This window comes from Collinsella aerofaciens (genome assembly GCF_040926405.1).
Lineage (GTDB): Bacteria > Actinomycetota > Coriobacteriia > Coriobacteriales > Coriobacteriaceae > Collinsella.
This window is the reverse complement of record NZ_JBCOIG010000001.1, coordinates 136,461-162,768: the sequence shown is the minus strand read 5'-3', so window position 1 is coordinate 162,768 and position 26,308 is coordinate 136,461. Positions and strand designations below refer to the sequence as shown.

The 26,308-nt window shown below is 59.2% G+C and carries 19 protein-coding genes and 1 tRNA gene; 13 read left to right on the top strand and 7 right to left on the bottom strand.

Annotated features, from left to right (window positions below; translation table 11 throughout):
* Positions 1 to 38: 38 nt before the first annotated feature.
* The 6 genes from priA (at position 39) to AB5758_RS00755 (ending at position 6,853) form a co-directional block, all read left to right on the top strand.
* Positions 39 to 2,492 carry a replication restart helicase PriA gene (gene priA / locus AB5758_RS00780; RefSeq protein ID WP_368152717.1) on the top strand — a complete coding sequence of 818 codons (2,454 nt, stop codon included), beginning with the start codon at positions 39 to 41 and terminating at the stop codon, positions 2,490 to 2,492.
* Positions 2,493 to 2,510: 18 nt separating this feature from the next.
* A complete protein-coding gene (gene def, locus AB5758_RS00775) occupies positions 2,511 to 3,047 on the top strand; it encodes a peptide deformylase (protein ID WP_138112497.1) in 537 nt (178 codons plus the stop codon).
* Between the two features lie 362 nt (positions 3,048 to 3,409).
* Positions 3,410 to 4,330 carry a methionyl-tRNA formyltransferase gene (fmt, locus tag AB5758_RS00770; RefSeq protein ID WP_138112499.1) on the top strand — a complete coding sequence of 307 codons (921 nt, stop codon included), beginning with the start codon at positions 3,410 to 3,412 and terminating at the stop codon, positions 4,328 to 4,330.
* Positions 4,327 to 5,727 (top strand): RsmB/NOP family class I SAM-dependent RNA methyltransferase, encoded by a 1,401-nt coding sequence (locus AB5758_RS00765; protein WP_368141928.1) that lies wholly within the window; start codon positions 4,327 to 4,329, stop codon positions 5,725 to 5,727. Before fmt ends, AB5758_RS00765 begins: the two co-directional genes overlap by 4 nt.
* Before the next feature lie 190 nt (positions 5,728 to 5,917).
* Positions 5,918 to 6,307: a hypothetical protein gene (locus AB5758_RS00760; RefSeq protein WP_368141926.1), complete on the top strand. Its 390-nt coding sequence runs from the start codon at positions 5,918 to 5,920 to the stop codon at positions 6,305 to 6,307.
* Between the two features lie 309 nt (positions 6,308 to 6,616).
* A complete protein-coding gene (locus AB5758_RS00755) occupies positions 6,617 to 6,853 on the top strand; it encodes a hypothetical protein (RefSeq protein WP_368141925.1) in 237 nt (78 codons plus the stop codon).
* Positions 6,854 to 6,940: 87 nt separating this feature from the next.
* On the opposite strand, the gene AB5758_RS00750 is transcribed toward AB5758_RS00755, so the two are convergent.
* From AB5758_RS00750 to glgB, 7 genes are all read right to left on the bottom strand, one after another.
* A complete protein-coding gene (locus AB5758_RS00750) occupies positions 6,941 to 7,177 on the bottom strand; it encodes an FmdB family zinc ribbon protein (RefSeq protein ID WP_225093557.1) in 237 nt (78 codons plus the stop codon).
* A gap of 88 nt (positions 7,178 to 7,265) precedes the next feature.
* Entirely contained in the window at positions 7,266 to 10,562 is a 3,297-nt protein-coding gene (locus AB5758_RS00745; protein ID WP_368152623.1) for a 4-alpha-glucanotransferase, read from the bottom strand.
* Between the two features lie 429 nt (positions 10,563 to 10,991).
* On the bottom strand, positions 10,992 to 13,256 hold the full coding sequence (glgA, locus tag AB5758_RS00740; protein WP_368141574.1) for a glycogen synthase GlgA: 2,265 nt from the start codon (positions 13,254 to 13,256) through the stop codon (positions 10,992 to 10,994).
* 90 nt (positions 13,257 to 13,346) lie between these two features.
* Positions 13,347 to 14,474, bottom strand: a complete 1,128-nt coding sequence (glgD, locus tag AB5758_RS00735) for a glucose-1-phosphate adenylyltransferase subunit GlgD (RefSeq protein ID WP_368141573.1) — start codon at positions 14,472 to 14,474, stop codon at positions 13,347 to 13,349.
* A gap of 4 nt (positions 14,475 to 14,478) precedes the next feature.
* Positions 14,479 to 15,627: a glucose-1-phosphate adenylyltransferase gene (locus AB5758_RS00730; protein WP_006233920.1), complete on the bottom strand. Its 1,149-nt coding sequence runs from the start codon at positions 15,625 to 15,627 to the stop codon at positions 14,479 to 14,481.
* A 108-nt stretch (positions 15,628 to 15,735) separates the two neighbouring features.
* A complete protein-coding gene (locus tag AB5758_RS00725) occupies positions 15,736 to 18,162 on the bottom strand; it encodes a glycogen/starch/alpha-glucan phosphorylase (RefSeq protein WP_138374690.1) in 2,427 nt (808 codons plus the stop codon).
* 94 nt (positions 18,163 to 18,256) lie between these two features.
* The gene (gene glgB / locus AB5758_RS00720; RefSeq protein WP_368141572.1) at positions 18,257 to 20,518 is read right to left on the bottom strand and encodes a 1,4-alpha-glucan branching protein GlgB; all 2,262 of its coding nucleotides are present in this window, start codon (positions 20,516 to 20,518) and stop codon (positions 18,257 to 18,259) included.
* Between the two features lie 331 nt (positions 20,519 to 20,849).
* Between glgB and AB5758_RS00715 the strand changes: the two genes are divergently transcribed.
* The 7 genes from AB5758_RS00715 (at position 20,850) to AB5758_RS00685 (ending at position 26,308) form a co-directional block, all read left to right on the top strand.
* Positions 20,850 to 21,539, top strand: a complete 690-nt coding sequence (locus tag AB5758_RS00715) for an HAD family hydrolase (RefSeq protein ID WP_138374689.1) — start codon at positions 20,850 to 20,852, stop codon at positions 21,537 to 21,539.
* A 9-nt stretch (positions 21,540 to 21,548) separates the two neighbouring features.
* The gene (locus AB5758_RS00710) at positions 21,549 to 22,190 is read left to right on the top strand and encodes a thiamine diphosphokinase (RefSeq protein WP_368141571.1); all 642 of its coding nucleotides are present in this window, start codon (positions 21,549 to 21,551) and stop codon (positions 22,188 to 22,190) included.
* A gap of 70 nt (positions 22,191 to 22,260) precedes the next feature.
* Positions 22,261 to 22,336 (top strand) — tRNA-Ala (locus AB5758_RS00705).
* A 766-nt stretch (positions 22,337 to 23,102) separates the two neighbouring features.
* Complete coding sequence (gene loaP / locus AB5758_RS00700; protein WP_368155317.1) at positions 23,103 to 23,657, top strand: antiterminator LoaP; 555 nt, start codon at positions 23,103 to 23,105, stop codon at positions 23,655 to 23,657.
* Positions 23,658 to 23,786: 129 nt separating this feature from the next.
* Positions 23,787 to 24,473 carry a sugar transferase gene (locus AB5758_RS00695; RefSeq protein WP_368155316.1) on the top strand — a complete coding sequence of 229 codons (687 nt, stop codon included), beginning with the start codon at positions 23,787 to 23,789 and terminating at the stop codon, positions 24,471 to 24,473.
* Positions 24,473 to 25,249: a WecB/TagA/CpsF family glycosyltransferase gene (locus AB5758_RS00690; RefSeq protein WP_368141568.1), complete on the top strand. Its 777-nt coding sequence runs from the start codon at positions 24,473 to 24,475 to the stop codon at positions 25,247 to 25,249. The genes AB5758_RS00695 and AB5758_RS00690 overlap by 1 nt, the downstream gene beginning before the upstream one ends.
* Positions 25,250 to 26,308, top strand: a complete 1,059-nt coding sequence (locus tag AB5758_RS00685; protein ID WP_368141567.1) for a polysaccharide biosynthesis protein — start codon at positions 25,250 to 25,252, stop codon at positions 26,306 to 26,308. It abuts the gene before it with no gap.

The following is a 26,308-nucleotide window of genomic DNA, read 5'->3' as shown; positions in this document are numbered from 1 at the left end:
TGTTTCTGAAGACGAATGGGATGGGAGGTGCTGGGGCCATGGCCGAGCAACTGTCGCTGTTTGGTTCGCCGGAACCGGAGGAGGCTTCGAAGCCCGCGGCTCCTGCCGCCGCTCCGGCGCAGCCCGGGCCCGCACCCGAACCCGTCGCCGCCTATGCGAGCGTGGTTCTCGACATCCCGACGCGTGCGCTGTCCGAGCCGTTTGCTTACGGCATTCCGCAATCCCTCGCCAACGAGGCCCAAGTCGGGTCTACGGTCCTGGTCCATTTTGGCAACCGTGCGGCCGCGGGCTATATCATTGACATTGCGTCTGAGCTGGGCGACCTGCAAGGCAACAAGGTCCTCGATCCTGCGCGCATCAAGCCCGTCGAGGCGATTCTCAGCAAACCGCTCTTTACCGCGGAGGCTGCCCGTATCGCACGTTGGATGAGCCGCGAGTATGTCGCGACGCTTTCCGAGTGTCTGCGCCTGTTCTTGCCCCCGGGCGGCAGCCCGCGGGTGGTCAAGGGCGACGACGGCGTGTGGACGGTTGAACGTCCCGCCGTCAAGCCTATCCAAAACCGCTGGGTCATGCTCACGCCCGAGGGATTTGACTATACGCCGCCCAAAACCGCCGTTCGCCAGCGTCAGCTCATCGAGGCGCTCCAGTGCGGCCCGGTCACGACGCGCGACCTCAACCTGCTCTATAACAGCATGTCGGCGACCATCAAGGCGCTCGAAAAGCGCGGCGTCGTGGTGGTAGAGGAGCGCCGTGCTTGGCGTGGCTGCAACGAGCAGACCACGCTGTCCTCGGCAAGCGGTAAGGCGCCGGTCTCCCTTACCAACGGTCAGCAACAGGCACTCGCACAGATTGAGCGCGCCCGTCTGGACGCTCATGGCGACGTGGTGCTGGTTGACGGCGTCACCGGCTCCGGCAAAACCGAGGTGTACCTCTCCGCCATCGAGCGCGTGCTAGCGGCCGGCCGTTCGGCCTGCGTGCTCGTGCCCGAGATCTCGCTGACGGCTCAAACTGTCGGCCGCTTCCGCTCGCGCTTCGGTGAGACGGTCGCTGTATTCCATTCGCGTCTTTCTGCTGGTGAGCGTCTGGACCAGTGGGATATGGTCGCCAGCGGTGCCGCACGTGTGGTCGTGGGCGCCCGCTCGGCGCTCTTTTGCCCGCTCAGCGACTTGGGCCTCATCATCATCGACGAGGAACATGAGACCAGCTACAAGCAGGGTTCCAGCCCGCGCTACCACGCGCGTGAGGTGGCGGCCGAGATGGCTCGCCGCTATCGCTGCCCGCTTGTGTTGGGCTCGGCCACGCCTTCTGCCGAGGCCCTCGACCGCTGCCGTCGCGGCATGTACAACGGTGCCACCTGGACTCGTGCCGAGATGCCCGAGCGCCCGGGACACGCCGTTCTGCCCGAGGTCCGCATTGCCGACCTGCGGCGCGAGTTTTCGCACGGCAGCCGCTCAATGTTTTCAAAGCCGCTGATGGAAGGCTTGGAACGCGTGGTTGAACGTCGCGAGAAGGCCGTGCTGCTGCACAACCGCCGCGGTTTTGCGCCGTTCCTTATGTGCCGCGAATGCGGCTGCGTTCCCACCTGCAACCACTGCTCCACCGCGCTCACGTATCATGAACGCACGCACACGTTGCAATGCCACACCTGCGGTTCGTCCTGGCGCGTGCAACCCTATCCGGCGCCCACGAGCCGCTGTCCCAAATGCGGCAGTCGTTATCTGGCAAAAATGGGCCTGGGCACGCAGCAGATTGAGGACGCGCTGCACCAGATGCTGCCCGAGGACGTCGCCATCATTCGCATGGACGCCGATTCCACGCGTGGCAAGGACGCGCATAAAAAGCTGCTCGAGCAGTTCGATGCGGCCGATTGCGCGGTGCTGCTGGGTACCCAGATGATCGCCAAGGGCCTCGACTTTCCCGAGGTCACGCTCGTGGGCGTGGTCAATGCCGACTTTGCGTTAAAGCTGCCCGATTTTAGAGCGGGGGAGCGTGCCTACGATTTGCTGGAGCAGGTCGCGGGCCGCGCCGGTCGCGGCGATCGCCCCGGTGAGGTCATCATCCAGACCTATCTGCCCGAGGACCCGGTCATTCGCGCCGTCGCCGAGCACGACCGTTCGATCTTTACCGACTACGACCTGGACCAGCGTCGCGACGCGCTGTATCCGCCGTTTGTTCGCCTGGTCAACATCTTGGTGTGGTCGGCGAACCGAGACGAAGCGCAAGACTACATCGGTCGCATCGCGAAACTCCTCAAGCGCCGCTGGCATGTCGCCGCTCCCGACTTTTTGAGGGCGGGGAGTGCTGCGCCGCAGGTGCTGGGCCCTGCTTCGTGTGTAATCGAGAGAGCAAAGGACCGTTATCGCTTCCACCTGCTTGTGAAGTCGCCCGTGGGGTACCATGTCTCTGATGATATCGATGCTTGCCTCAAAGAGGTGGGTTCCGTGCGTGGCGTGAGCGTGAGTGTTGACGTCGACGCCTATGATTTGATGTAACAACCCGAAAGGATGGCCATGGAAGCCAACGGAATCGTACTGTCGCCCGACCCTCGTCTGCGCCAGGAGTGCGCTGTCATCGAGGAAATCACCCCAGCGATCGAGGCGCTTGCCGAGAAGATGAAGAAGATGATGTTCGAGAACGGCGGCTGCGGCCTGGCTGCTCCGCAGATCGGCGAGCTCATCCAACTCGTCACCATCGACTGCGATTACAGCGACAAGAACGACTATGACCCGTACGTGCTCATCAACCCTGTCATTGTTGAGCAGAGCGACCATCTGGTGCCGTTTAGCGAGGGCTGCCTGTCCATTCCCGGCATTAGCTGCGAGATCGAGCGTCCCGACCATGTCGTCGTCGAGGCGTATGACCTGGATGCCAGCCTGATTCGCTACGAGGCCTCGGGCGATCTGTTCTGCGTGTGCCTACAGCACGAGATCGATCACCTGCACGGCAACACCATGTTCGAGCGACTCAAGCCCATGCAGAGGCTCAAGGCAGTCAAGGAGTACCAGGACGCCTTGGCCCGCGGCGCTCGACCGGGCGAGACGGAGTAGGTCCCTCCGTCCCCTTCCGCCGCAGGGCTTAGGTTATTGCTCCATGCTCAAACAGTCCTGCTCGCACGAAGAGCCCATTAAGTGCTCTTCGGCTCGTGCGGAACTGCGCGTGGAGCAATAACCTAAGCCCTGCGGCGGAAGGGGACTGCGTTTTCGTGCTCCTTTTCGCCCGGGTGCCGTCGGGCCAGGGAGGGGCGTCTTCGCTGATAGTCTTTGTTGAGAGGGAGCTGCTTTTATGCGGCTCTTTCTTTGGTTTTGGGTATATTTGTTCTTGTTGAATTGTTATTGCGGATGGGCTGGGTACTTGGCTTTCCGCTGTTATTTGTAGCCGTCTCGGCTTTGGTTGAGGGGAGACGTTCTCTATGCGTATTGTGTTTATGGGTACGCCTGATTTTGCTGTGCCTTCGTTGGCTTCGCTTGTTGAGGCTGGGAACGAGATTGCGCTTGTCATTACTCGTCCTGATGCTGTTCGTGGGCGTGGTAAGAAGCTTGAGCCTTCTCCCGTTAAGGCCAAGGCGCTTGAGCTGGGGTTGCCGGTTGTTGAGGCTAATCGTATGACGCCGGAGGTTGTTGAGGCGCTCCAGGCTGCGCAGGCTGATATTTTCTGTGTGGCTGCCTATGGCTGCATTTTGCCCGATGAGGTGCTGCATATGGCGCCGCTCGGTATTGTGAATGTTCACGCTTCGCTGCTGCCGCGTTGGCGTGGCGCTGCTCCTATTCAGCGTGCCATTCTTGCTGGTGACGATGTTGCCGGCGTTTCCATTATGCGTATTGGACATGGCGTGGATACCGGCGCTTATTGCGCGCAGGCCTCGACCTCGGTTGCCGGTAAGCATGCCGAGGCACTGACGATGGAGCTTGGCCAGCTGGGCGGTAAGCTGCTGGCCGATACGCTGCCCGCGCTTGCCGATGACACGGCGGTGTGGACCGAGCAGGATGAGTCCCTTGTCACGCATGCTGCCAAGATTTCTAAGCAGGAGATGCGTTTGGATCCTCAGATGTCGGCGCTCGATTGCGTGCGTCATGTCCTGGCTTCGTCTGACACCGCACCCGCCCGTTGTGTGATTGCCGGCAAGACGGTTCGCGTGCTCGATGCTGCGCCGGCTGATGTGTCGCTTGGCGAGGGCACTGTTGCCGTCAAGAGCAAGCGTGTCTACCTGGGGCTTTCCGATGGTGCGGTTGAGCTGCTCGAGGTTAAGCCCGATGGCAAGCGTGCCATGGCTGCTTCTGCCTGGGCTGCCGGCCTGCAGGGTGCCGATCTGACGTGGGGTGTTTTGTCATGAGCAAGCTTTCCCCCGCGCGCAAGCTTGCGCTCGATGTGTTGATGGAGGCCGATCGCCGCGGTATGTACGCACGCGACGTGCTCTCTGCCCGCGCTACAGCTAAGGCCATTGACCAGCGCGATTCTGCTTTTGCGGCTCGTTTGGCACTTGGTGTTGCAGCCACCCAGGGCATTTTGGACGAGCTGCTCGACCAGTTTCTCGATAAACCCAAAAAGGTCGCGCCGCGTGTTCGCATGGCGCTTCGCATCTCGGCCTTTGAGATGCTCTACCTGCATACGCCTGGCCGCGTTGCGGTGAGTCAGGGCGTTGAGCTGGTGCGCAGCGGAGCTAAGTCTGCCGCCGGTTTGGCCAATGCCGTGCTGCATAAGGTCGCGGACAACGTCGAGGACTTTGCCACTGCGGCGGATGCCGATGAGTCCGAGCGCCGATTGGTTCGTCTGTCGCGCCTGTTGGGTCTGCCGCGTTGGCTGTGCGCTCGTATTATGGCTTCGTTTGACACACCGGAGGGCGCGCTTAGCTTTGCCGGTAATCTGGCCCCCGCTCCGCTGGCCCTGCATGAGAACGCCTTTGCGACCAAGCCCGATCCGTATATCTCGCAGTTTGTTGCGCCTGTGTTCCCGGGTTGCCATGCGCCGGTCGATGCACAGGCCACAGTTGCGTCGGGTGTGTTTGAACGCGCGGCGGCCGTGGCCTCGGACCTTAACGCTCAGCTCATCGCTACTGCGGCTACTCGTCCCGGGCGCTGCCTAGAGATTGGCGCCGGTCGTGGTACCAAGACGTATGTGATGATGTGCCAGGCTAAGCGTGCCGGCTACGACCGTCAGCACAATGCACTCGATTTGCACGATCGCAAGTGTGATCAGAATCTTGCGCGCCTGCATAAGGCTGGTATCAAGGGCGTTCGTACCGTCTCGGGTGATGCGTGCGAGCTCGATACGGTCCTCACGTCGTTCGATGCGATGCTTGGTAAACCCGTTCTGTTCGATACGGTGTTTATCGATGCCCCGTGCTCGGGTACCGGCACCATGCGCCGTCATCCTGAGATTCCGTGGCGCTTGACCGAAAAGGACGTGACGGTTGAGCTTCCTAAACTGCAGCAGACGATGCTCAAGGAAGCCGCCGCGCGCGTGGCTGCCGGCGGTGAGCTTATCTATGCCACCTGCTCGGTTTTTGCTGAGGAGAACACTCAGGTCGTGGATGCCTTCCTGGCTTCTCCCGAGGGTGCCGGCTTTACCGTGGCGCCGCTCTCCGAGGCGCAAATCCTGCAGCTGCCCGAGTTTGCCCAGGCTAAGAAACTCGTCTCCGTCCGCCAGAACGCTCGAGGCCTCTTCCAAAGCGTGCCGGTAAACGCCGACTCCTACGACGGCCACTTCTGCGCCCGCCTGGTCCACAAGTAACAACTAAGTTGCAGTGAAATAGGGATTGAATAGCGGCTTCTACCCACCAAACAGTCCCTATTTCACCGCAACTCATAAGGAAGATTTTTCTGGAACTGGGATTAATAAATGGGGTATGAAAGTAAGCGGTTGGGTTTGGTAAGTTTCTGGATGCATGAACCGCTCGCAGATTTAATATTGAGGGGTTAAAATGAACGAACTTAATAGTGACAAGATTGACAATCCTGAAGATAATACTCAGGAAAATGAAGAGGTTGAGAATTCTTCGATTAAAAAGCGGGTAATTATTGGTGCCGGTATTGTTGCTCTGCTCATTGCTGGTTGTGTCGGTGGTTATGCTGGTTACAATTACAAACAAGCATGTAGTGAACATAATCAGCAGGTTGAAGTTTTGTATTCAAAGGCTAGCGATAGTGTTGCTGCCTTTAAGGCTGATCCTGGGTTACTAACTTTTGAGCAACGTCTTGATACCATTAAAAATGCTCAAAATAATAAAGAGATTTTGAATAAAGAAATCTCTAATGACAGTTTTAAGTATGCGGATGGCACTTCCCCTGATTGGACGAAGTTGCTCAATTAATACGATTCCATTATTAAAGACTGTCGTAATGCTCAAAATGATGAGTGGAATACTTCTGTAACTGACCATGTTAATTTTGATGTAAATTCTACTGAAGATACTGACTCTCTCCAGCAGCATATTAATAGCCTCAATGGCCTTCTTAATGATATTTCTAATAAAGATAATCAGAAGCTTATTTTTGAAGATGCCAAAAAGGATTCTAAGAAGTTCATTGATCAAATCAATGAACAGATTAGTCGTTATCAAACTCGTATTGATGATGTAAATAAGGCAAAAGCAGAGGCTGAGGCGAAGACTCAAGAGGAAGTGGCGCAGACTCAGCAGCAGGCTTCTCAGCAAAACAATTATTCCAACAATTCTTATAGCGGTAATAATTATTCTGGTGGAAGCGGCTATTCGGGAGGCTCCTCTAACGGCGGCGGCAAAGTAGTCATTAAAACTATGGATGTTTATGACGAAAATGGCAATTACGTGGGGTCTACTCATTGGTATAGCGATGGTACCTGTGACGATCCCTATTCTGCTGGTATGGGCGGATTTTAAAATATGCTAATTATTAAAAATTAATTAGCTACCTATAGCGTAAAGAAGCGGCCTCGCGATCGGGCTTGATCGCGGGGCCGCTTGTCACTAGTGGTTATGCGGGCAGTTGGCGCAGCAGCCACTGGTGGCGCTGGTGCTGGAGCCGCCACTGCGCTGGTCGGTGTTGTAGAAACCGCTGCCGTCGAACTTAATGCCGCTGGCCGAAAACGTCTTGGATGCCGGGGCACCGCAGCTAGGGCATACGACCTCGGGCGTCTCGGACATGGGGTGCTCAACCTCAAACACGTTGCCGCAGCTCGTGCACTTGTAATCGTAGCGCGCCATAATACTTCCTTTTCAGCACAAAGCGGGCAGATCGCTCTGCCCGCAAAAATTCAAACAGCTGTAACTGTACCCTATATCGGGGGTTTTATCACGCTTCGCCCCAGAATCTATGGGTGCTGCGCAGGAGCTTCGCAGTTTTCTGTTCGGCCGCAGCAATGTCGGCCTCCTGCGCCTGCCATGTCCAGTTACCCGTGGCCACGCCCGGCACGTTCATACGTGCATCGTCGCCCAGCCCCAGCACGTCCTGCAGCGGCATCATAACGAGCGGAGCATCGCTGGCCAAGGCGTTGCCCATGAGCTCGCCTGCCAATGCAATGCCGCTCGGCTCGTCGCCGCCCGCAAAGGAGTGCGTGCACCAGCCGGCAAGCGTCGAGGTGTCGTGCGTCGAGGTGTACAGGATCTTGCCCGGCGTGGGATGAATTCCGCAGCGAACGTCGTAGTTGCTAAACTCCAGTACGTCCATGCCGGGGAAGCCACAGGTCGAAGCCATCGCGCGAACACCAGGCGTCAAATAGCCCAGGTCCTCGGCAATAAAGTTGAGCGGACCCAGCTCGTCGTAGGCCGTCTGGAACAGGTCCTTGCCCGGACCAGCCAGCCAGCGACCTTCAGAACAGGCCTTGCCGGCGGGGATGCTAAAGTAGCTGTGGAAACCCAGGAAGTGGTCCAGGCGCACGCGGTCGTAGAGTGCGAACGCACGGCGCAGGCGGTCGAGCCACCAGCGATAGCCATTCTCCTTCATGTGATCCCAGCGGAAGGTGGGGTTGCCCCAGACCTGGCCCTCGGGTGCAAAGTTGTCGGGCGGCGCCCCCGAAATCTCAATCGCCTTGCCGGTGTCGGACAGCCAGAAGTTTTCGGGCTCGCTCCACGCGTCGGCCGAATCGTCCGAGACATACATTGGGATATCGCCGATGACCTCGATGCCCTTCTTGTGTGCATAGTTCATAAGCTCGCACCAGGCAAGGTCAAAGCGATACTGCATGTACGCCTGCAGCTCGGCCTCGTCGTGGAATCGCTTGTCATCGATCAGGTACTCGTTGTAGCGCGCGACATCCGCCGGCCAATCGTGGCGTGACAGTCCCTCAAAGTGCTTCTTTACCGCCATGTAGACGCAGTACTTCTCGAGCCAGTCGGCGTTGCGATGTTTAAACGCCGTGTACAGCGGGTCGGCATCCTCGCCGCCGCGGGCCTTCCAGGTGACGAAGTCGGCAGCCAGCTCCTCGTGGCCCTCGGGCAGCAGGTCGATATTGCCTGCAAAGGCCGAGGGGCCGGCGTAGGGGGAGCGGAAGAAGTCCGTGGGATTGACGGGCAGGACCTGCCAGTAACGCATGCCCATGGCGGCCAGATGGTCGATAAAGCGACGCGTGGGCGCACCGATTGTGCCGGGTTTGCCGTCATCGGTCGGCACCGAGGTGATGTGGCACACGACGCCCGCGCCGTGATCGAGCGGCTCCTGCAGGCGCTTCTCGGAATGGTGATAGATGATCGAAGAGCCCAACGGGTACAGGTCGAGCGTGACGGTACCGTTGTGGATCTCGCACTCGTGGCCGCTGATAACGTCGCTTGCACATTCGCCGAGCGCTGGGATCGTCACGCAGTGCGAATTGCGCAGACTGCGGTTGATGATAACCGTCGCGGCCTCGCCGTCTTTGCCCGTGCGGGTGTAAGCCAAGACTTCGTCGTTGAGCGCAAAGGCCTTGATCTCGCCATCGACCATAAAGGGCAGCGCGCGGCGCACGGCAGACGCGTTCTTAACGATGGCCAGCGTGTCGAAGTCGTGGAGTTGGTCCTTGGTCGGCAGGGTACGGCGGTTGCCCGGATCGGTGAGGCCCTCCAAGCCGTACTCATCGCCGTAATAGATTGAGGGTACGCCCGGGAAGGTCATCTGCATGAGCGTCGCCAACCAAAAACGGCTCTTGGCCAGGCCCATCGAGTTATCGTCCAGGCGCCATTTGCTGCGCTCGCTCTCGGGCAGCTGTGACTCGTCGGGGCCACCGCCGAGTACTGAGATGATGCGAGGACGGTCGTGGCTCGAAAGCAGATTGAGTGCGCAGGCCAGTGCCTCGCGCGGGTAGTTCTCGCGCAGGGTCTCGATGTCCTCGGCAGCCTGATATGCGTTCTTGTAGCCCATCAAAAAGCCGATGACCATGTCGCGGAAGGGGTAGTCCATGGCAGAGTCGAGCTCAGAACCCTGCAGATAGCGGCGTAGATGGCCATAGCTGATCTTGTTGGAGGCGTCTTCCCAGACTTCGCCGAGCAGCAGCGCATCGGGCTTTTCGGCGAGCACGGCCTTTTTGATCTCGGCCAGGAAGTCGTCGGAAAGCTCGTCGGCCACGTCCAATCGCCAGCCGTGGGCACCGGCGCGCAGCCATTTGCGAATCACGCCGTCCTTGCCCAGGAGCTTCTCGCGCACCAGCTCGGAGCTCTCATTGATGGCGGGCATGTTGCCCACGCCCCACCAGCAGTCATACGAACCGTCTTCATGGAAGTAAAACGCATCGCGCCACGGCGAGTCCTCGCTCTGCCAAGCACCGACGCCGGGATAATTGCCGTAGCGGTTAAAGTAGATCGAATCGTCGCCCGTGTGGTTGAAGACGCCGTCCAGGATGATAGAAATGCCGAGCTTCTCGGCCGCCTTGCACAGCTCCGTAAAGTCCTGCTCGGTGCCCAGAATCGGGTCGATCTTGGTGTAATCGGCCGTGTCGTAGCGGTGGTTGCTCGCGGCCTCAAAGATGGGGTTGAGGTAGATGGCCGTAAAGCCTAGCTCGGCAATGCGGGGCAGGTCATTTTGGATACCCTTGAGCGAGCCGCCGTAAAAATCCCAGGTCTTGATGGAGCCGTCTTCGGCACGCTCGTACTCGGGCGGCTCGTTCCAGTCCTCGACCATGCGGCGCTGGATTCCGTTGCGCGGTTTTTCGATCTCGGCCAGCGTACGCTCGCGCCAATGCTCGTCGCGGGCATAGCGGTCGGGGAAGATCTGGTAGACCATGCCCCGCTCGTACCAGGTGGGACGGTTCTCGCGGTGCTTGTAGACGGTAATCTGGAACGACGGGACCTCGGCGTAGTCGTAGGTCACACCCTCGCCGCCGGTGCGGCCCTGCGGTGCACCCAAGCGGACCTCGGGCTGGCCCTCGATATTGCAGATAAAGCTGTACCAGATAAGACAGGGCTCAGTGCACTCAAGCTCTACGGTAAATATGCCGTCGCCCTCGTGCGTCATGGGGTACAGAGACTCACCGACTTCATCGACCCAGGTACGCAGGGTGAGCGTTGCCTGGTTGGGGTCGGCATCCTCCAAAATCACCGATAGCGAAACGGAAGTTCCAGTGGTCACAGCGCCAAACGGAGTACGAAACTGCGGCAGACGGCTGTTGTGAATCAATCTCATAATACGGTCCAGTTCAATAGAATCACGGCCTGCGGGCCATGGGCTTTACGCACAGGATATAAGTATATCTGTTGTACACAGGCTGTATAAACAACATTCGTTTACCATCGGCGAACGGTTGTCCTAGAAAATCGTTTTACCACCCAAATTATCGCGATATTCGAAAACGCCCAGGCGGATACTATTTGTAGTCAAACAAAAGTACATCGGTTTACTACGACGAATTGAATGATCTCAACCACGGTCAATTTGGTGATATTAAATCCGCAGGTAGAAGCGTTGCCAATTTCATAGAATACTCTCCGTGGTCGGCCAGAGCTATTTTGTCGTAGTAAACCGGCCCTCTTTTTAATAGAGAAGTTCAACCAAGAAGAGGGCGCCTGGTTGGGGCGCCCTCTTTTGCGTTGGATTAAGTTTTAATCGTCCAGACTAGTGACGCTTGCGGGTGGCCGTTGCCTTGCGGACGGAGGTCTTCTTGGTCGGAGCCTTTTCCTCGGCTGGAGCGGCGGGGGAGACCGGGGCCTTCTTGGTGGGCTCGGTCTTTGCCTTAGTCTTGGGAGCGGTCTTGGCCTCAGCGGCCTTCGGCGCCGGCTCGGCCTTTACTGCGGGCTTGTCCTCGTCCTTAGCCTCTGCCTTGGAAGCAGCAGCCTTGGTCGTGGCCTTTTTGACCGTCGTCGTAGCGCGCTTGCGCGTGGTGGTTTTGGCGGCCGGCTTTGCCTCGACAGCTACCTTGGCCTTGGGCTCGGAGGGCGCCTCCTCGACCTTGACGGCGGGCTTTGCAGCGGCCTTCGGGGTCGTCTTCGCGGCGGCTTTCGTCGTAGCAGCCTTGGTCGTCGTCGACTTCGCAGCCGTGGCCTTCTTAGCGGTCGTGGTCTTGGTCGCGGTCGTCTTCTTGGCAGCGGTCTTGGCCGGAGCCTTTGCCGCGGGCTCGGCCTTTACCTCGGGAGCGACCTCGGCCTCGGCGGCCTTTTTGGCAGCGGCGGTCGTACGCTTGCGCGTAGTCGATGCCTTGGCAGTAGTTGCCTTAGCGGCGCTAGTCTTGCTAGCAGCGGCCTTCGTGGTCGTGGCCTTCTTAGCCGTCGTCTTGCGGACCGTCGTCTTCTTGGCGGCAGGCTTCGCGTCGGGCTTAACTTCGGCCTTGGCCGCCGGCTTCTCCTCGGCCTTGGGCTCCTCAGCGGCAGCGGGCTCATCGACAGCTGCAACATCAGTCACACCCGCCGGCCTCTCAATCTCCGGGTGCATAAAGAAGTACAGGTCCAGATACTTGTCGGCCGAGCGCGTCCAGCTAAAGTCCTGGCTCATGGCCTGCGTGACCAGCTGGTTCCAAGCGTCGCGGTTATCCCAGAACAGGCGCGCCGCGCGGAAGACCGCGTCGCCCATCTCGTCGCCATTAAAGTTGCTAAACGAGAAGCCCGTACCCTCGCCGGTAAACTCGTTATACGGGATAACGGTGTCCTTCAAGCCACCGGTCTCGCGCACGATTGGCAGGGTGCCGTAGCGCATGGCGATGATCTGCGACAGACCGCAGGGCTCAAACTTCGAAGGCATCAGGAACATGTCGGCGGCGGCGTACATACGCTGCGACAGTGCCGGATCGAATTCGATGCGCGCGGCCATGGTGCCAGGGTACTTGTCCTGGAAGTAGCGCAGGCCGTCCTCGTAGTCGCGGTCGCCTGTGCCCAGCACGGCCACCTGAACGCCGCCGGACAGGATGCGGTCGAGCGCGTACATGACCAGGTCCATGCCCTTCTGGCGCGTCAGGCGAGTAACCATCACCATAAGCGGGCGGTCGTCGCGAACCTCGAGGCCTAGCTCTTCCTGCAGCTTGGCCTTGCACACGGCCTTGCCGGAACGATCGTCAATCGTGTAGTTGGCGGCAATGCGCTTGTCGGTTGCCGGGTCAAAGCCCGCCACGTCAATGCCATTCAAAATGCCCTGCAGCGCGTAGGAACGCTCGCGCAGCACGCCGTCCAGGCCCTCGCCAAACTCGGGTGTCTGGATCTCGCCCGCATAGGTGGGGCTCACCGTTGTGATGGCGTCGGCATAGTGCAGCGCGCCCAGCATGTAGTTGATGCTGCAGGCGTCGCAGCGCAGCTGCGAGGCGGCCGCCGGAATATGCGCCACACCCAGGATGTCCTCCATCACGGTGTCGCTAAACTGGCCCTGGAACGCCACGTTGTGGATCGAGAACACGGTCTTGACGCGGTCGTACAGCGGCAGGCCCTGGTAGAACTCGCGTAAGAACACTGGTGCCAGTGCCGTCTGCCAGTCGTTGCAATGCAGGATGTCGCACTCAAAGCCGGCCGGCAGGTGCTGCAGGCTCTCGGTGATGGCCTTGGAGAAGAACGCAAAACGCTCGCCGTCGTCAAAGAAGCCGTACGGATAGTCGCGCGCAAAGTAGCGCTCGTTGTCGATGAACATATAGGTGACGCCGTCGTGCTCGAGCTTCTCGAGTCCACAGTACTCATTGCGCCAGCCCAGGCTCACGTAAAAGTCGGAGAAGTGCTCCATCTGCGCCTTGTACTCGTCCTTGATGGTGGCGTACTTGGGCACCATCACGATAACCTCGGCGCCGGCGCGCACGAGCGCCGCAGGCAGCGAGCCCGCCACGTCGCCGAGGCCACCGGTCTTAACAAACGGTGCGCACTCGGCCGAGGCAAACACGATCTGCATCTTTTTGCTGGAATCTGCCATATTGTCTCCCATGTTGCAATTCGAGAATAGCCGCCTGGCGCTAACCGGGCGGCTATTCTACATGTTTCGAGCGATGTTGCGGTGCCAACGTTAACGTACGATGGTGGTGTCGGAAGTTAACGGAGCCTTGCCCAGCACCAGGATGTTCTCGGGCGTGCCCCGAAGCTCGGTGTTGGTGGGAACCACGTTGTTCTTGTCCAGAATGGCGTTCTCGACGCGTGCGCCGCTCTTGATGATGCAGCTCTGGTTGATGATCGAGTTGGTCACCGAGGCGCCTTCCTCGACCACAACGCCGCGCGACAGGATCGAGTTGCGCACGGTGCCCTTGATGATGCAGCCGGCCGAGATGATTGAGTTGCACGCGTGGCTGCCGGTCGCATAGCGCGAAGGCGGCACGTCGTGGGCCTTGGTCAGGATCGGGCGCTCGGGATCGAAGAGCTGGTCGGCAACGGTCTGGTCGAGCAGGTCCATGCTGCGGCGATAGAGCGACTTCTCGCTAAATACGCCCACGACCTCGCCCTTGTACTCGTAGCTGCATACATCTATGTTGCCAAAGTCGCCCTGGAGTGCCTCGAGCAGGTCCAGATAGTCGGCGGCCTGGTAGTGGTCGATAATCTCGAGCAGCGTCTCGCGGTTGACGATGCAGCAGTCCATAGAGGCGTTGTCGCCGTACACGACGCCGGCGCTCACGCCCGTCAGGCGGCCGTTCTCGTTAATTTCGAGTTTGGTCTCGTCATCGACGTTGTGCGTGGCCTTGCAGTACACCACGGTCATCTGGGCACCGGAGTTCTCGTGCGCGTCGATGATGGTGTTGAGGTCCATGTTAAAGATGATGTTGGTGCCCATCATCACAACATAGGGCTTGTCCGAGCGCTGGAACAGCGTATTGTTGGAGATGATGTCGCGTAGCAAGAAGCGCATGCCGCCCTTGGTGGTGCCATACGCGTTGCCGGGCACCATGAACAGGCCGCCCTTCTTGCGGTCCAGGCCCCAGTCCTTGCCCGAGCCCACGTGGTCGATCAGCGAGCGATAGTTGCCCGGCATGACGACGCCGACGGTCTTAATGCCGGCATTCATCATGTTGGACAGCGGGAAGTCGATCAGGCGGTAGCGGCCCAAAAACGGTACGGACGCAATGGGGCGGTCCTTGAGCAGCACGCTGCCGTAGGTCGAAGAGTAGTTAGCGGTGATATAACCGATGGCCTTGCGATTGATCATCGGATCATTCCCCCTTCCCGATAACGACGTCATTTCCAACGACGGCCGTATCCTTGGTGGTATCGACAGAGCCGAGCTTCACGCCCTCTTCGACCGTGGAGTTCTCGCCCAGAATAGCGCGGCATATGTGCGCACCGCTCTTAACGTGCGCACCCGGCAGCAGCACGGAGTCCTCGACCACGGCGCGCTCCTCGATGATGACATCGGTCGAAAGGATTGAGTGGCGAGCGGTGCCGTAAATCTTGCAGCCGTTGGAGACCAGGCAGTCATCCAGGCGGCCGTCCGGGCCAATGTAGTGCGGCGGACGCGTGGTGATGTTGGACATGATGGGGAAGTGCTTGTCGAACAGATCGAACTCAGGGTTGTTGCCCAGCAGGTCCATCGAGGTCTCGTGGAAGCTGGCGATGGTGCCGACGTCCTTCCAAAAGCCGTGGAACTCGTAGCTGTACAGGCGCTTGCCCTCGCCGAGCAGCTTGGGGATGATGTCCTTGCCAAAGTCGTGGCTCGAGCGCTGGTCCAGAGCGTCCTCCTCGAGTGCTTCGATCAGCACGTCGGCCGAGAAGATGTAGATGCCCATGGACGCGAGGTTCGAATCGGGCTTATCGGGCTTCTCGGTGAACTTGGTGATGCGGCCGTCCTCGGGGTCGGTGGTCAGGATGCCAAAGCGGCTGGCCTCCTCCCACGGCACGGGCATAACGCTCACCGTGAGGTCGGCGTTGTTCTCGATGTGCGTCTTGAGCATCTTGCGGTAGTCCATGCGATACAGGTGATCGCCCGAAAGAATCAGGACGTACTTGGGGTCGTTGGCCTTGATGTAGTCGAGGTTCTGCGTAATGGCATCGGCCGTGCCCGCATACCAGGCACCACCGGTCTGCGTCTCGTACGGCGGCAGGATCGACACGCCGCCGTCGCGGCTGTCCAGATCCCACGCCTCGCCGGAGCCCACGTAGGCATGCAGCAGGTAGGGGCGATACTGCGTCAGAACGCCCACTGTGTCGATGCCCGAGTTGGAGCAGTTGGAGAGCGAAAAGTCGATAATGCGGAACTTGCCACCAAAGCTAACCGCCGGCTTGGCGATCTTTTGGGTGAGTGCCCCCAATCGGCTGCCCTGTCCTCCTGCGAGGAGCATCGCGATGCATTCTTTCTTACTCATCGATTTCTCCTTCTGTCATCGATGTTCCTAAACCCATTAGCGACGGGCGCGGCGCAACGTCACGCCCGTCGAGTAATGCCGTGCTGGCATAGGGGAGCTCGCGCGCCTTTACGCGTGCCAGATCTCGTCGCGGTACTCGCGAATGGTGCGGTCGCTCGAGAACCAGCCACTCGAGGCGGTGTTGAGCAGGGCCTTGCGGTTCCAGGTCTCCTGGTCGCCGTAGCTGCCGGTGAGCTTCTCCCACGCATCCACGTAGCTGCGGAAGTCTGCCATGACTAGGTCGGGGTCGTTGTTGTTCATGAGCTCGTTGTAGATGCTCTCGAAGTTGCCCGAAAGACCCGCAAAGGTGTTGTCCTTGAGCTCGTCCATCACGCGGCCCAGACGCTCGCGATCGTTGTTGAGCGTATCCCAGGCAAAGTAGCTGTTCGATGCCCAGAGCTGCTCGACCTCGGGAGCGGTCAGGCCAAAGATAGCCTCGTTCTCGCGGCCGGCCAGGTCGGCGATCTCGATGTTGGCGCCGTCGAGGGTGCCCAGCGTAATGGCGCCGTTCATCATGAGCTTCATGTTGGACGTGCCCGAGGCCTCCTTGCCGGCCGTGGAGATCTGCTCCGAAATCTCGGCGGCGGGGTAGATGAGCTGGGCGTTGCTCACGCGGAAGTTGGGGATAAAGCAGACCTTCATGACCTCGTTGACGCGCGGGTCGTTGTTGATGACGTCGGCCACGGAGTTAATGAGGCGGATGGTCTCTTTGGCGAAGGTGTAGCTCGAGGCAGCCTTGCCGCTAAAGATGAAGGTCGTCGGCGTCACGTGGAAGTTGGGATCCGCGATGCGACGGTTGTAGATGTCCATCACCTTCATGATGTTCATGAGCTGGCGCTTGTAGGCGTGGAAGCGCTTCACCTGAACATCGAAGACGGTGTTGGGGTCGATGACCAGACCGGTCTCGGCCTTAACGTAGGCGGCCAGGCGCTCCTTGTTGGCACGCTTGGAGGCACCAACGGCCTTCAGGAACTCGGTGTCGTCCTTAAACTCCTTGAGTTTCTCCAGCTCAAAGGCGTCCTTCAGCCAGCCATCGCCAATGGCCTCGGTCACGAGCTTGGCGTAGGTGGGGTTGGCCTCGGCAAAGAAGCGACGGTGCGAGATGCCGTTGGTCTTGTTGTTGAACTTTTCGGGCGTCAGGGCATAGAAGTCCTTGAGCACGATGTTCTTGATGATGTCGGAGTGAATCTTGGCCACGCCGTTGACGCTGTGGCTGCAGATCACGGACAGGTTGGCCATGCGAATCTCGCCGTCCCATAGAATGGCGGTCTGGCGCAAACGCTCCTGCCAGCCCTCCTGGGTGGTGTCGAACGACTCGTGCCAACGACGGCTGATCTCATCGATGATCTGATACACGCGGGGGAGGAGCTTGGAGAACGTGCCGATGGGCCACTTCTCCAAGGCCTCGGGCAGGATGGTGTGGTTGGTGTAGCTCACGACCTGCGTCACGATGTTCCAGGCGTCGTCCCACTCGAGCTTCTTCTCGTCGATGAGGATGCGCATGAGCTCGGGGCCGCACATGGCGGGGTGCGTGTCGTTGGTGTGGATGGCCACAAACTGCGGCAGCAGGTCCCAGTTCTCGCCGTGCTCCTTCTCAAAGGTGTCGAGCAGGCTGTAGATGCCGGCCGAGACAAACAGGTACTCCTGCTTCAGGCGCAGCAGACGGCCGTGCTCGCCGGCGTCGTTGGGGTAGAGGATGGCGCTGATGGCCTCGGCCTCGGCGCGCTCGGCGTCGGCCAGGGCATAGTCGCCGCGGTTGAAGGCCTCAAGGTCAAAGTGCTCCTCAACCGGCTCGGCGGCCCAGACGCGCAGCTTGTTGACGGTCTCGCCGGCATAGCCCACAACGGGGATGTCATAGGGAACGGCCAGGATATCCTGCGTGTCCACCGTGCGGTAGAACGTGCGGCCGTTCTCCTCAAAGCCCTCAACATGGCCACCAAACTTGATGGTCACGGCCTTGTCCTGACGGCGGACCTCCCAGGGATAGCCGTGGGTGAGCCATTCGTCGGTGGCCTCGACCTGGCTGCCGTTGACGATTTCCTGCTTAAACAGGCCGTAGCGGTAGCGCATGCCGTTGCCGTAGCCGGCAATGCCCTCGGCTGCCATGGAATCCAGGAAGCATGCGGCCAGACGGCCCAGGCCACCGTTGCCCAGAGCCGGATCGGGCTCCTGGTTCTCGATGACGGACAGGTCGAAGCCCATGTCGTCGAGCGCCTCGGCGACCATGTCGCGCACGCCAAAGTTGAGCAGGTAGTTGTCAAGCAGGCGGCCGATCAAAAACTCGATCGAGAAGTAGTACACGCGCTTCTTGCCCTCGGCGGTGACGCGGGCGTCGCTCTTGGTGGCAACGGTGCGTGCCTTCTCGGCCACGAGCTTGGCCAGGGCGTTAAAGCGGTCCAGATCGCTGGCAGCCTCGACGCTCTTGCCGCTGATGCTCATGACGGCATCGCGATAGAGCTCGGTAAACTCCTGCTTGTTGTCGAAGATCTTATTCATACGTTCCTTTCCCCCGGGGATGTTTCTCCCGGAACGGTTATGACTTGTATCCTACGCCCCCGCGGGGCGGGTAATTACAGCTGTAACGCTTTTGTTACGCATCCTTGGCAGATGGCTTAACAGCAGCTGCCTTGGCCTTGGGAGCAGCCTTTTTAGTGGATGCCTTTTTGGCCGTGCTGGACTTGGCCGAAGCCTTGGCAGCAGACTTGGCAGCCTTCGTCTTAGCCGGAGCCTTCTTAGCAGCCGCGGTCTTGGGCTTTACCGAGGACGTCCGCTTGCGCGTCACCTTCTTGGGCTCTTTAACCACGGGCGGCTTATAGCTGCTGGGACCGCGGCGCTTAAGCACCACGCCTGCCAGGCCGGGCACCTTAATTTCGATGGAGTCCATCTGCCCGTTCCAGGGATAGGGCTCGCTCGAGCAGGTGTAGGGCTCCTCGCCGGCGTAGCCGCTGCCGCCAAACTCGGGACGGTCGGAATCGAAGATGACCTCCCAATCGCCCTCGCGCGGCACGCCCACGCGGAAGCTCTCATAGCTCGCCGGGTCAAAGTTGATCAGGATCACCAGGTCGTCATCGACGTCCTCGCCCTGACGGACAAAGCTCACGATGGACTGCTTGGAGTTGTCCGCGTCGATCCAGGTAAAGCCATCGTCGGTGTAGCCGCGCTCGTACAGGGCGGGCTCGGCGGTATACAGGTGGTTAAGCGCCTTGATAAACGCCTGATGATGACGGTGGGTCTCGTACTCCTCGGTCAAGAACCACTGAATGGACTCGTAGTAGCGCCATTCAATAAACTGGCCGATCTCGTTGCCCATAAAGTTGAGCTTGGCACCGGGGTGCGTCATCTGGTAGAAGGCCAGCGTGCGCAGGCCGGCAAACTGGCGCCACCAGTCGCCCGGCATGCGGCCGATGAGCGAGCACTTGCCATGCACGACTTCGTCGTGGCTCAGCGGGCAGATGAAGTTCTCGGTAAAGGCGTACATGATGGAGAACGTGAGCAGGCCGTGGTTGCCGGGGCGCCACGGAAAATCGGTCTGCATGTAGTGCAGGGTGTCGTTCATCCAGCCCATGTCCCACTTGTAGTGGAAGCCCAGGCCGCCGTCCTGCGGCGGATAGGTCACGAGCGGCCATGCGGTGGATTCCTCGGCCATCATCATCACGTCGGGGTAGTGCGCCTCTACGGCACAGTTGACCTGACGGATAAACGCGCTGGCGTCCAGGTCCTCCTCGGTACCGTACTTGTTGAACTTCTTTTGGCTGGGATCGTCAATGCCAAAGTTGAGGTACAGCATACTGGACACGCCGTCCATGCGAATGCCGTCCACGTGGAAGTTCTCAAGCCAGTACAGCACGTTGGAGACCAGGAAGGAGCGGACCTCGCCGCGGGCGAAGTCAAACTTGTGCGTGCCCCAGTTGGGGTGAATCTCGTGCTCAAACAGCATGTGGCCGTTAAAGGTGGCAAGGCCGTGGGAGTCGGCGCAAAAACCGCCGGGTACCCAGTCCATGATCACGCCGATGCCTGCCTCGTGGCATGCATCGATAAAGTGCATGAGCTGCTGCGGGTTGCCGTAGCGCGACGTTGCGGCGTAATAGCCGGACGTCTGGTAGCCCCAGGAGCCATCGAAGGGATGCTCCATAAGCGGCATGACCTCGATATGCGTATAGCCCATGTCGCGCACGTAGTCCACGAGCTCCACCGACAGGTCGTCGTAGGTATAGAACTCGCCGCGCTGCGCGGGGAAGGGATCCATGGGTCCGGGGTAGTTGCCGTACTCGTCGGGCTCGCCCTGCGGCGCGTCGCCGTGGCGCTTCCACGAGCCAATATGCACCTCGTAGATGTTAAGGGGCTGCGACATGTGGTTATGGCTGGCGCGGCGCTTGAGCCATGCGGCGTCGTTCCAATTGTAGCCATCGAGGGTCCACAGCACGCTCGCGGTACCCGGAGGGCACTCGGCCTTAAAGGCGTACGGATCGGCCTTGTAGAGCTTTTCGCCCTCGTTGGTCTCGATGAGATACTTATAGAGCTGGCCCTGCTCGGCGCCAGGAATAAAACCTTCCCAAATAGCACTCGTATGCATGGGCGCCAGTGGGTTGGCTTCCTCGTCCCAGTCGTTAAATTCACCAATGACATGGACGCTCTTTACGTCGGGAGCCCAAACGCAAAAACGCCAGCCGCGCGTACGGTTCTGCGTGTCGGGGTGCGCGCCCATCTTTTCCCAGCTGCGCTCCCACGTACCGATGCCAAACAGATAGACATCGTCCTTGGTGAGCTCCGGCGCGTGCGGGGCGGCTTTACGGATAGCAGGCTTTTTGGTTGCTGGCTTTAGCTTTGTATCGCTCACGTTTGATCCCATCATGACGCGGCAGCGTGTTGCCTTGGTGACTAGATGCGAAAGGTCCAAGGCTGCACGAATCGAAGGGACGGCGATAGTTCTATGATTCGTTCCACCTCGCGTGCTCGGTGGAACTTTCGGCAGAAACTACGATAACACCTGTGCGTTAGTTTTATGGACGAAAGCGGATTTGCGGGGGCGTTTAATCGGTAAGCGACATGTTTATACCACTGGCAGAATTGACGTGGTAAAACTCTTGACAGTTTTACCAATTTGGGTTTCAAAATTGTTTGGCTGACGTTTGGTAAAACGTTTTTAGCAGGATGTTTACCATTTGATATCGAAAGGTTCGTTTATGTCCCATACCGCCGCTCCCAAGGTTGCTTTTATTTTCGATTGCGACGGCACGCTGGTTAATAGCACCCCCGTTTGGGCCTATGCACAGCCCGAGTTATTGCACCGCCACGGTGTCGACGTGACCGTGGATGACTTTGCCCAATTTGAGCACCTGTCGCTGGAGGACGAGTGCCAGGCCTACCACGACACGTGGGGCATTGGCGCGAATGGCGAGGAGCTGTATCGCGAGCTGGGCGAGATTTTGATTGATGGGTACTCCAAGGTGCCGCCGCGCGAGGGTCTCCTGGCATTTTTGGAGCAGGCGAAGGCGGCGGGCATTGCCATGTGCGTGGCTACGTCCACGCCGGCCGAGCTGGTGCAGTCCGCGCTCGCTGGTGCCGGGCTCGACGCTTACATGGAATTTGTTACCACGACGGGCGAGGCAGGACGCTCCAAACAGTTCCCCGACGTATACGAGCTGGCGCTGCGCCGCCTGGAAGAGCGCCATGGGCACAAGTTTGAGCGCGCATGGGTGTTTGAGGACGCCGTTTTTGGCCTTAAGAGCTCTGGGGTCGCCGGCTTTAAGCGCGTGGGCATCTATGACCCGCACGGCCGCATGAAGCGCGACGAGGTGCGTTCCAACTGCGATATCTTTATCGACAGCTATGAAGAGCTGGACCTTGACCGTGTGCTTTCGTTTGAGGGATAGGCGAGGGCTGTGGCTTGCAAAGTATTAGTGGTCTGCGGCTCGCCCGTGGTGGCAAGCGCGGATCTGTTGCGTAGGCTAGCAGGGGAGTGCGACCACGTTGTCGCCGTGGACCGCGGACTCGACGCGCTGCTGGGCGCGGGATTGGGCTGCGACGTATATGTAGGGGACGCCGATACGGTAAGCGAAGCCGGTCGCGCTCTTGTTGATGCCGCTGAGGACTTTGAAGTTGAGCGCCACGACCCGTACAAGGACTATACCGATCTGGCACTGGCGCTCGATTCCGTCCGTCGCCGCTGGCCAGGTGCCGAAGTAGTTGCGACCTGCGCCACTGGCGGCCGTCCGGACATGGCGCTTTCCGTACTGGGGCTGCTTGCAGGCTACGAGGATGCCCCTATCTGGATCGCCGAGGATAAGGTGGTCGCCCGCTTCCTTCGCGCAGGCGAATCGTGGACCATCGAAGGTGCCGAAGGCAAGACGTTCTCCATCATCGCCATAGCCCCTGGGACGGTGGCAAGCGAATACGGCCTAGAATGGGAGCTAGATCACAGCCCCCTGGGCTTGTTAGCCGACACGGGCATCAGCAACGTCGTCAGGTCAACAGCCACGATCCAAGTCCACACCGGAACCGCCATCGCTTACCTATATCAATAGGCATTTAGAGTCTGACCCAAAAAAGTCCTTGCACGTCGCGCCAACTTCCCCTATAGTATCTCCTCGTCACGGGGGCGTAGCTCAGCTGGGAGAGCGCTTGACTGGCAGTCAAGAGATCAGGGGTTCGATCCCCCTCGTCTCCACCATCGTGAATGCAAAGGCCTTCGGGATTTCGAAGGCCTTTTTTCATGCCAAAACACCACGCGCTACAAACCCCACCTACGCCAACAAAAAGTTGCACAATTAATTTCCCATCTCTGTACATACTTTGTTAGTCAAGCGCAATTACCAGTGCAGCTCGCTGCTCCATTTAGGCTTCAGGAACGTCTCCAATCACCGCCAATACCTCAATAACCTGCATCAATGTGAACAACATCCCAAAACAACCCCCTTAAGCACGTCAAATGAACGATATGTTGTCCAACGCAGCCTAAATCAGTTTCACTAACAGCTTGTGCTAGAATAACTAACGTTACATGGGTTCAACTGTGCTCACGGCTCCAGCAAGTCACAAAGCGCAGGGTCGATCAGCATCCGGCCGTAACGGCGGTGCCAGAAACACCACGAGCTCCAATAAAGAAGTCATGCGGCTCTTTTAATTTGCGTTGATTTATTTATGAGATGCAAATTCTGGTAGTTCGTATGCCAAAACGTAGCAGTCCTGCAGCTGACTGCGTGCGGTCCAGTTTTGTACCCGCTTGACTGGCCCGCACGCAGTAAGCTGGGGACGCGGTCATTTTGCGATACACGTCCGCGTCTCGAGCAACTGCACTTATACATACCGTTCACGGTGGGGCAGAGCCACGTGCTTGTCTAACTGGGCTCAGGGTTTGAATATGGAGCGCCTTCGCGCACAAGCGCCCTGGCGAAGCCATACCCAAACCCCGTGAGCCACACGTAAGACAGAAGGGGGTGGTGCTCGTGTGGTATGTGATCCAGGTCATTAACGGTCGCGAAGACATAATGCGAGAGCGCATCGAGCACATGGTGCCGGCTTGTGCCATGCAAGAGCTTTTTTATCCCCAATTTCAAACCGAGATTAAAGTTCACGGCGAATGGGTCAATACGACCAAATCGCTCTTTCCCGGTTATCTTATCTGCGACACGGCAGATCCCCGTACCGTGCAACAGTATCTGCTGCGCATGGACGACTTTGCCCGAGTGCTTTCCCAGGACGGTCAGTTTGTGCCGCTGGCAAAAGAAGAGGTCCAGCTTATTGGCGGCTTTACGCACAGGGGAGACCGCGTAGTGCCCATGAGCGAGGCCCTAAAAGACGGTGACCAGGTCATAGTGACGGCAGGTCCGCTGTTGGGCCACGAAGGCCTTATCAAAACCATTAACAGACGCAAGAGCACTGCTTATTTGGAGCTCGACCTGTGCGGTCGACGAGTGACTACGCGCGTTGGCCTTGCCGTGCTTTCGGTCGAGCAGCGTGTAATGCGAAACCTTAAAAAGGCGATCGCTTAGCTGCGGGCTGTCGCTATGCAGAACAGGGAGGATCCCCGACCTGGGGACGAAGTGTTGGAAGAGAACGTGTCGGATAAACCTCAATATGCAACGGATGCGCCCGCGGGGGCGGCGTTCATCGCTCGGGCCATGGAACGGCGTGAGGGCGCCGGTCGCTACAAGGCCATGCAATCCATCATGGACTGGGATCGCTCGCGCCTGGCCTACCGTGCCGTTAAGCGCGCGTTCGACATCGTATTCAGCAGTGTCGCGCTCGTCGCTATCGCGATCCCAAGCCTAATTCTCGCCGCGGCCATCCGGTTGGAGAGCGAGGGCAGCCCCTTCTACAGCCAGATCCGCGTGGGACAGACCCGCCCCGACGGCAGCCTGACAACATTCCGCATGTGGAAGTTCCGTTCCATGTACAAGGACGCCGACGAGCGCCTCATCGAGCTAATGGATCAAAACGAGATCGACGGCGCCATGTTCAAGATGAAGGAGGATCCGCGCATCACCAAGATCGGGAAATTCATCCGCAAACATTCCATCGACGAGTTCCCGCAGTTCCTGAATGTGTTCCTGGGCCAGATGTCGGTCGTGGGCCCGCGTCCGCCGTTGCCGAATGAGGTGGCCGAGTACACCGAGTACGACCTACAGCGCCTGGCCGTGAAGCCCGGCATTACCGGATGGTGGCAGGTTGCTGATCGAAACTCAACTGGTTTCGACGGTATGGTCCAGCGAGATCTTGAGTACATTGCGAGGCGTGGCATTCTCACTGACTTAAGGATTATCGCCCTCACCGTTATTGAAGTAATCACGGGAAAGGGTGCGTTTTAGTGCTTAAGTCCTATCATCATTATCCCGAATTAAACCGTGTGCCCGTGATCGATGTCCCGATCACGGGCACCAATATGTCTGAATGCGTCGATTTCATTACCCATAATATCGATAATCTGCATGGCGAGTATATCTGCGTCTCTAACGCCCATACGTCGGTCATGGCCCATGACGATCCCAGCTACTGGTCCTGTCAGGCTGAGTCCGTTATGTCCGTTCCCGATGGGAAGCCCCTATCGGTTGTCGGCCGAAAGACGGTCGCGTCGATGGGGCGCGTGACCGGTCCGGATCTGATGCGCGAGATTTTCAGTATTTCCGCTCAGCACGGATGGAGCCATTACTTCTACGGCAACGAACAGAAAAACCTCGAGGCGCTCAAGGAATCGCTTCAGGAAGAGTATCCAGGCTTGGAAATTGCTGGCATGGAGCCTTCCGTCTTTCGTCCGCTTTCCGATGGCGAGAAACGAGACCTTTCACGACGCATTGCCGATTCTGGCGCCGACTTTGCATGGATTGCACTTGGCGCTCCGCGCCAGGAAGTCCTCATGCATGAGCTTAAAGGCGGCCCTCAGCCACTGATGATCGGCGTAGGGGGAGCCTTCAACGTCCTCGCCGGCGTGGTGCCGGAGGCACCGATTTGGATGCAGAACCTAAGTCTCGAGTGGCTATACCGCCTGATGCAGGAACCGAAGCGACTATTCAAACGATATCTCGTTACTAATACCAAATTTCTCTTTTACCAGTTCACGGGCGCTAAACGCAAGGAAGGCAAGTAGATGAAACCCACCACCGCATTCAAAGACAAGACCCTCATGATCACGGGCGGCACCGGCTCGTTCGGCAACACCGTGCTCAAGCACTTCATGGACACCGACCTGGCCGAGATCCGCATCTTCTCCCGCGACGAGAAGAAGCAGGACGACATGCGCCACCGCCTGCAGGAGAAGTCGCCCGAGCTCGCCTCCAAGGTGCGCTTCTTCATCGGCGACGTCCGCAACGCCCAGAGCGTTCGCGACGCCATGCACGGCGTGGACTACATCTTCCACGCCGCCGCCCTCAAGCAGGTTCCCTCCTGCGAGTTCTTCCCCATGGAGGCCGTGCGCACCAACGTCATCGGCACGGACAACGTCCTGCACGCGGCAATCGACGAGGGCGTCGACCGCGTCGTGTGCCTGTCCACCGACAAGGCCGCCTACCCCATCAACGCCATGGGCAAGTCCAAGGCCATGATGGAGTCCATCATCTACGCCAACGCCCGCAACGGCGCCGGCCGCACCACCATCTGCTGCACCCGCTACGGCAACGTCATGTGCTCGCGCGGCAGCGTCATCCCGCTATTCATCGACCGCATCCGCAAGGGCGAGCCGCTGACGGTCACCGACCCCAACATGACCCGATTCCTGATGAACCTTGACGAGGCCGTCGACCTGGTGCAGTTCGCCTTCGAGCACGCCAACCCGGGCGACCTGTTCATCCAGAAGGCGCCCGCCTCCACCATCGGCGACCTCGCCGAGGCCGTGCAGGAGGTCTTCGGCCGCGTGGGCACCCAGGTGATCGGCACCCGCCACGGCGAGAAGCTCTTCGAGACCCTCATGACCCGCGAGGAGCGCCTGCGCGCCGAGGACATGGGCGGCTACTACCGCGTCGCCTGCGACTCGCGCGACCTGAACTACGACAAGTTCGTCGTCGACGGCGAGGTCGAGACCCAGGCCGACGAGTCCTACACCTCCCACAACACCGAGAGGCTCGACGTGGAGGGCACCATCGCCAAGATCAAGACCGCCGAGTACGTGCAGCTGGCCCTGGAGGGCCGCGAGCACGAGGCGGAGCAGTAG

Excerpts from the sequence above, each read along its gene's own strand:
- AB5758_RS00765 (WP_368141928.1), top strand. The coding sequence starts at position 4,327 with ATGAGCAAGCTTTCCCCCGCGCGCAAGCTTGCGCTCGATGTGTTGATG.
- fmt (WP_138112499.1), top strand. The coding sequence starts at position 3,410 with ATGCGTATTGTGTTTATGGGTACGCCTGATTTTGCTGTGCCTTCGTTG.
- AB5758_RS00760 (WP_368141926.1), top strand. The coding sequence starts at position 5,918 with ATGAACGAACTTAATAGTGACAAGATTGACAATCCTGAAGATAATACT.
- def (WP_138112497.1), top strand. The coding sequence starts at position 2,511 with ATGGAAGCCAACGGAATCGTACTGTCGCCCGACCCTCGTCTGCGCCAG.
- AB5758_RS00695 (WP_368155316.1), top strand. The coding sequence starts at position 23,787 with ATGGAACGGCGTGAGGGCGCCGGTCGCTACAAGGCCATGCAATCCATC.
- AB5758_RS00725 (WP_138374690.1), bottom strand. The coding sequence starts at position 18,162 with ATGAATAAGATCTTCGACAACAAGCAGGAGTTTACCGAGCTCTATCGC.
- priA (WP_368152717.1), top strand. The coding sequence starts at position 39 with ATGGCCGAGCAACTGTCGCTGTTTGGTTCGCCGGAACCGGAGGAGGCT.
- AB5758_RS00715 (WP_138374689.1), top strand. The coding sequence starts at position 20,850 with ATGTCCCATACCGCCGCTCCCAAGGTTGCTTTTATTTTCGATTGCGAC.
- AB5758_RS00750 (WP_225093557.1), bottom strand. The coding sequence starts at position 7,177 with ATGGCGCGCTACGATTACAAGTGCACGAGCTGCGGCAACGTGTTTGAG.
- glgB (WP_368141572.1), bottom strand. The coding sequence starts at position 20,518 with ATGATGGGATCAAACGTGAGCGATACAAAGCTAAAGCCAGCAACCAAA.
- AB5758_RS00685 (WP_368141567.1), top strand. The coding sequence starts at position 25,250 with ATGAAACCCACCACCGCATTCAAAGACAAGACCCTCATGATCACGGGC.
- glgD (WP_368141573.1), bottom strand. The coding sequence starts at position 14,474 with ATGATCAATCGCAAGGCCATCGGTTATATCACCGCTAACTACTCTTCG.
- glgA (WP_368141574.1), bottom strand. The coding sequence starts at position 13,256 with ATGGCAGATTCCAGCAAAAAGATGCAGATCGTGTTTGCCTCGGCCGAG.
- AB5758_RS00745 (WP_368152623.1), bottom strand. The coding sequence starts at position 10,562 with ATGAGATTGATTCACAACAGCCGTCTGCCGCAGTTTCGTACTCCGTTT.
- AB5758_RS00730 (WP_006233920.1), bottom strand. The coding sequence starts at position 15,627 with ATGAGTAAGAAAGAATGCATCGCGATGCTCCTCGCAGGAGGACAGGGC.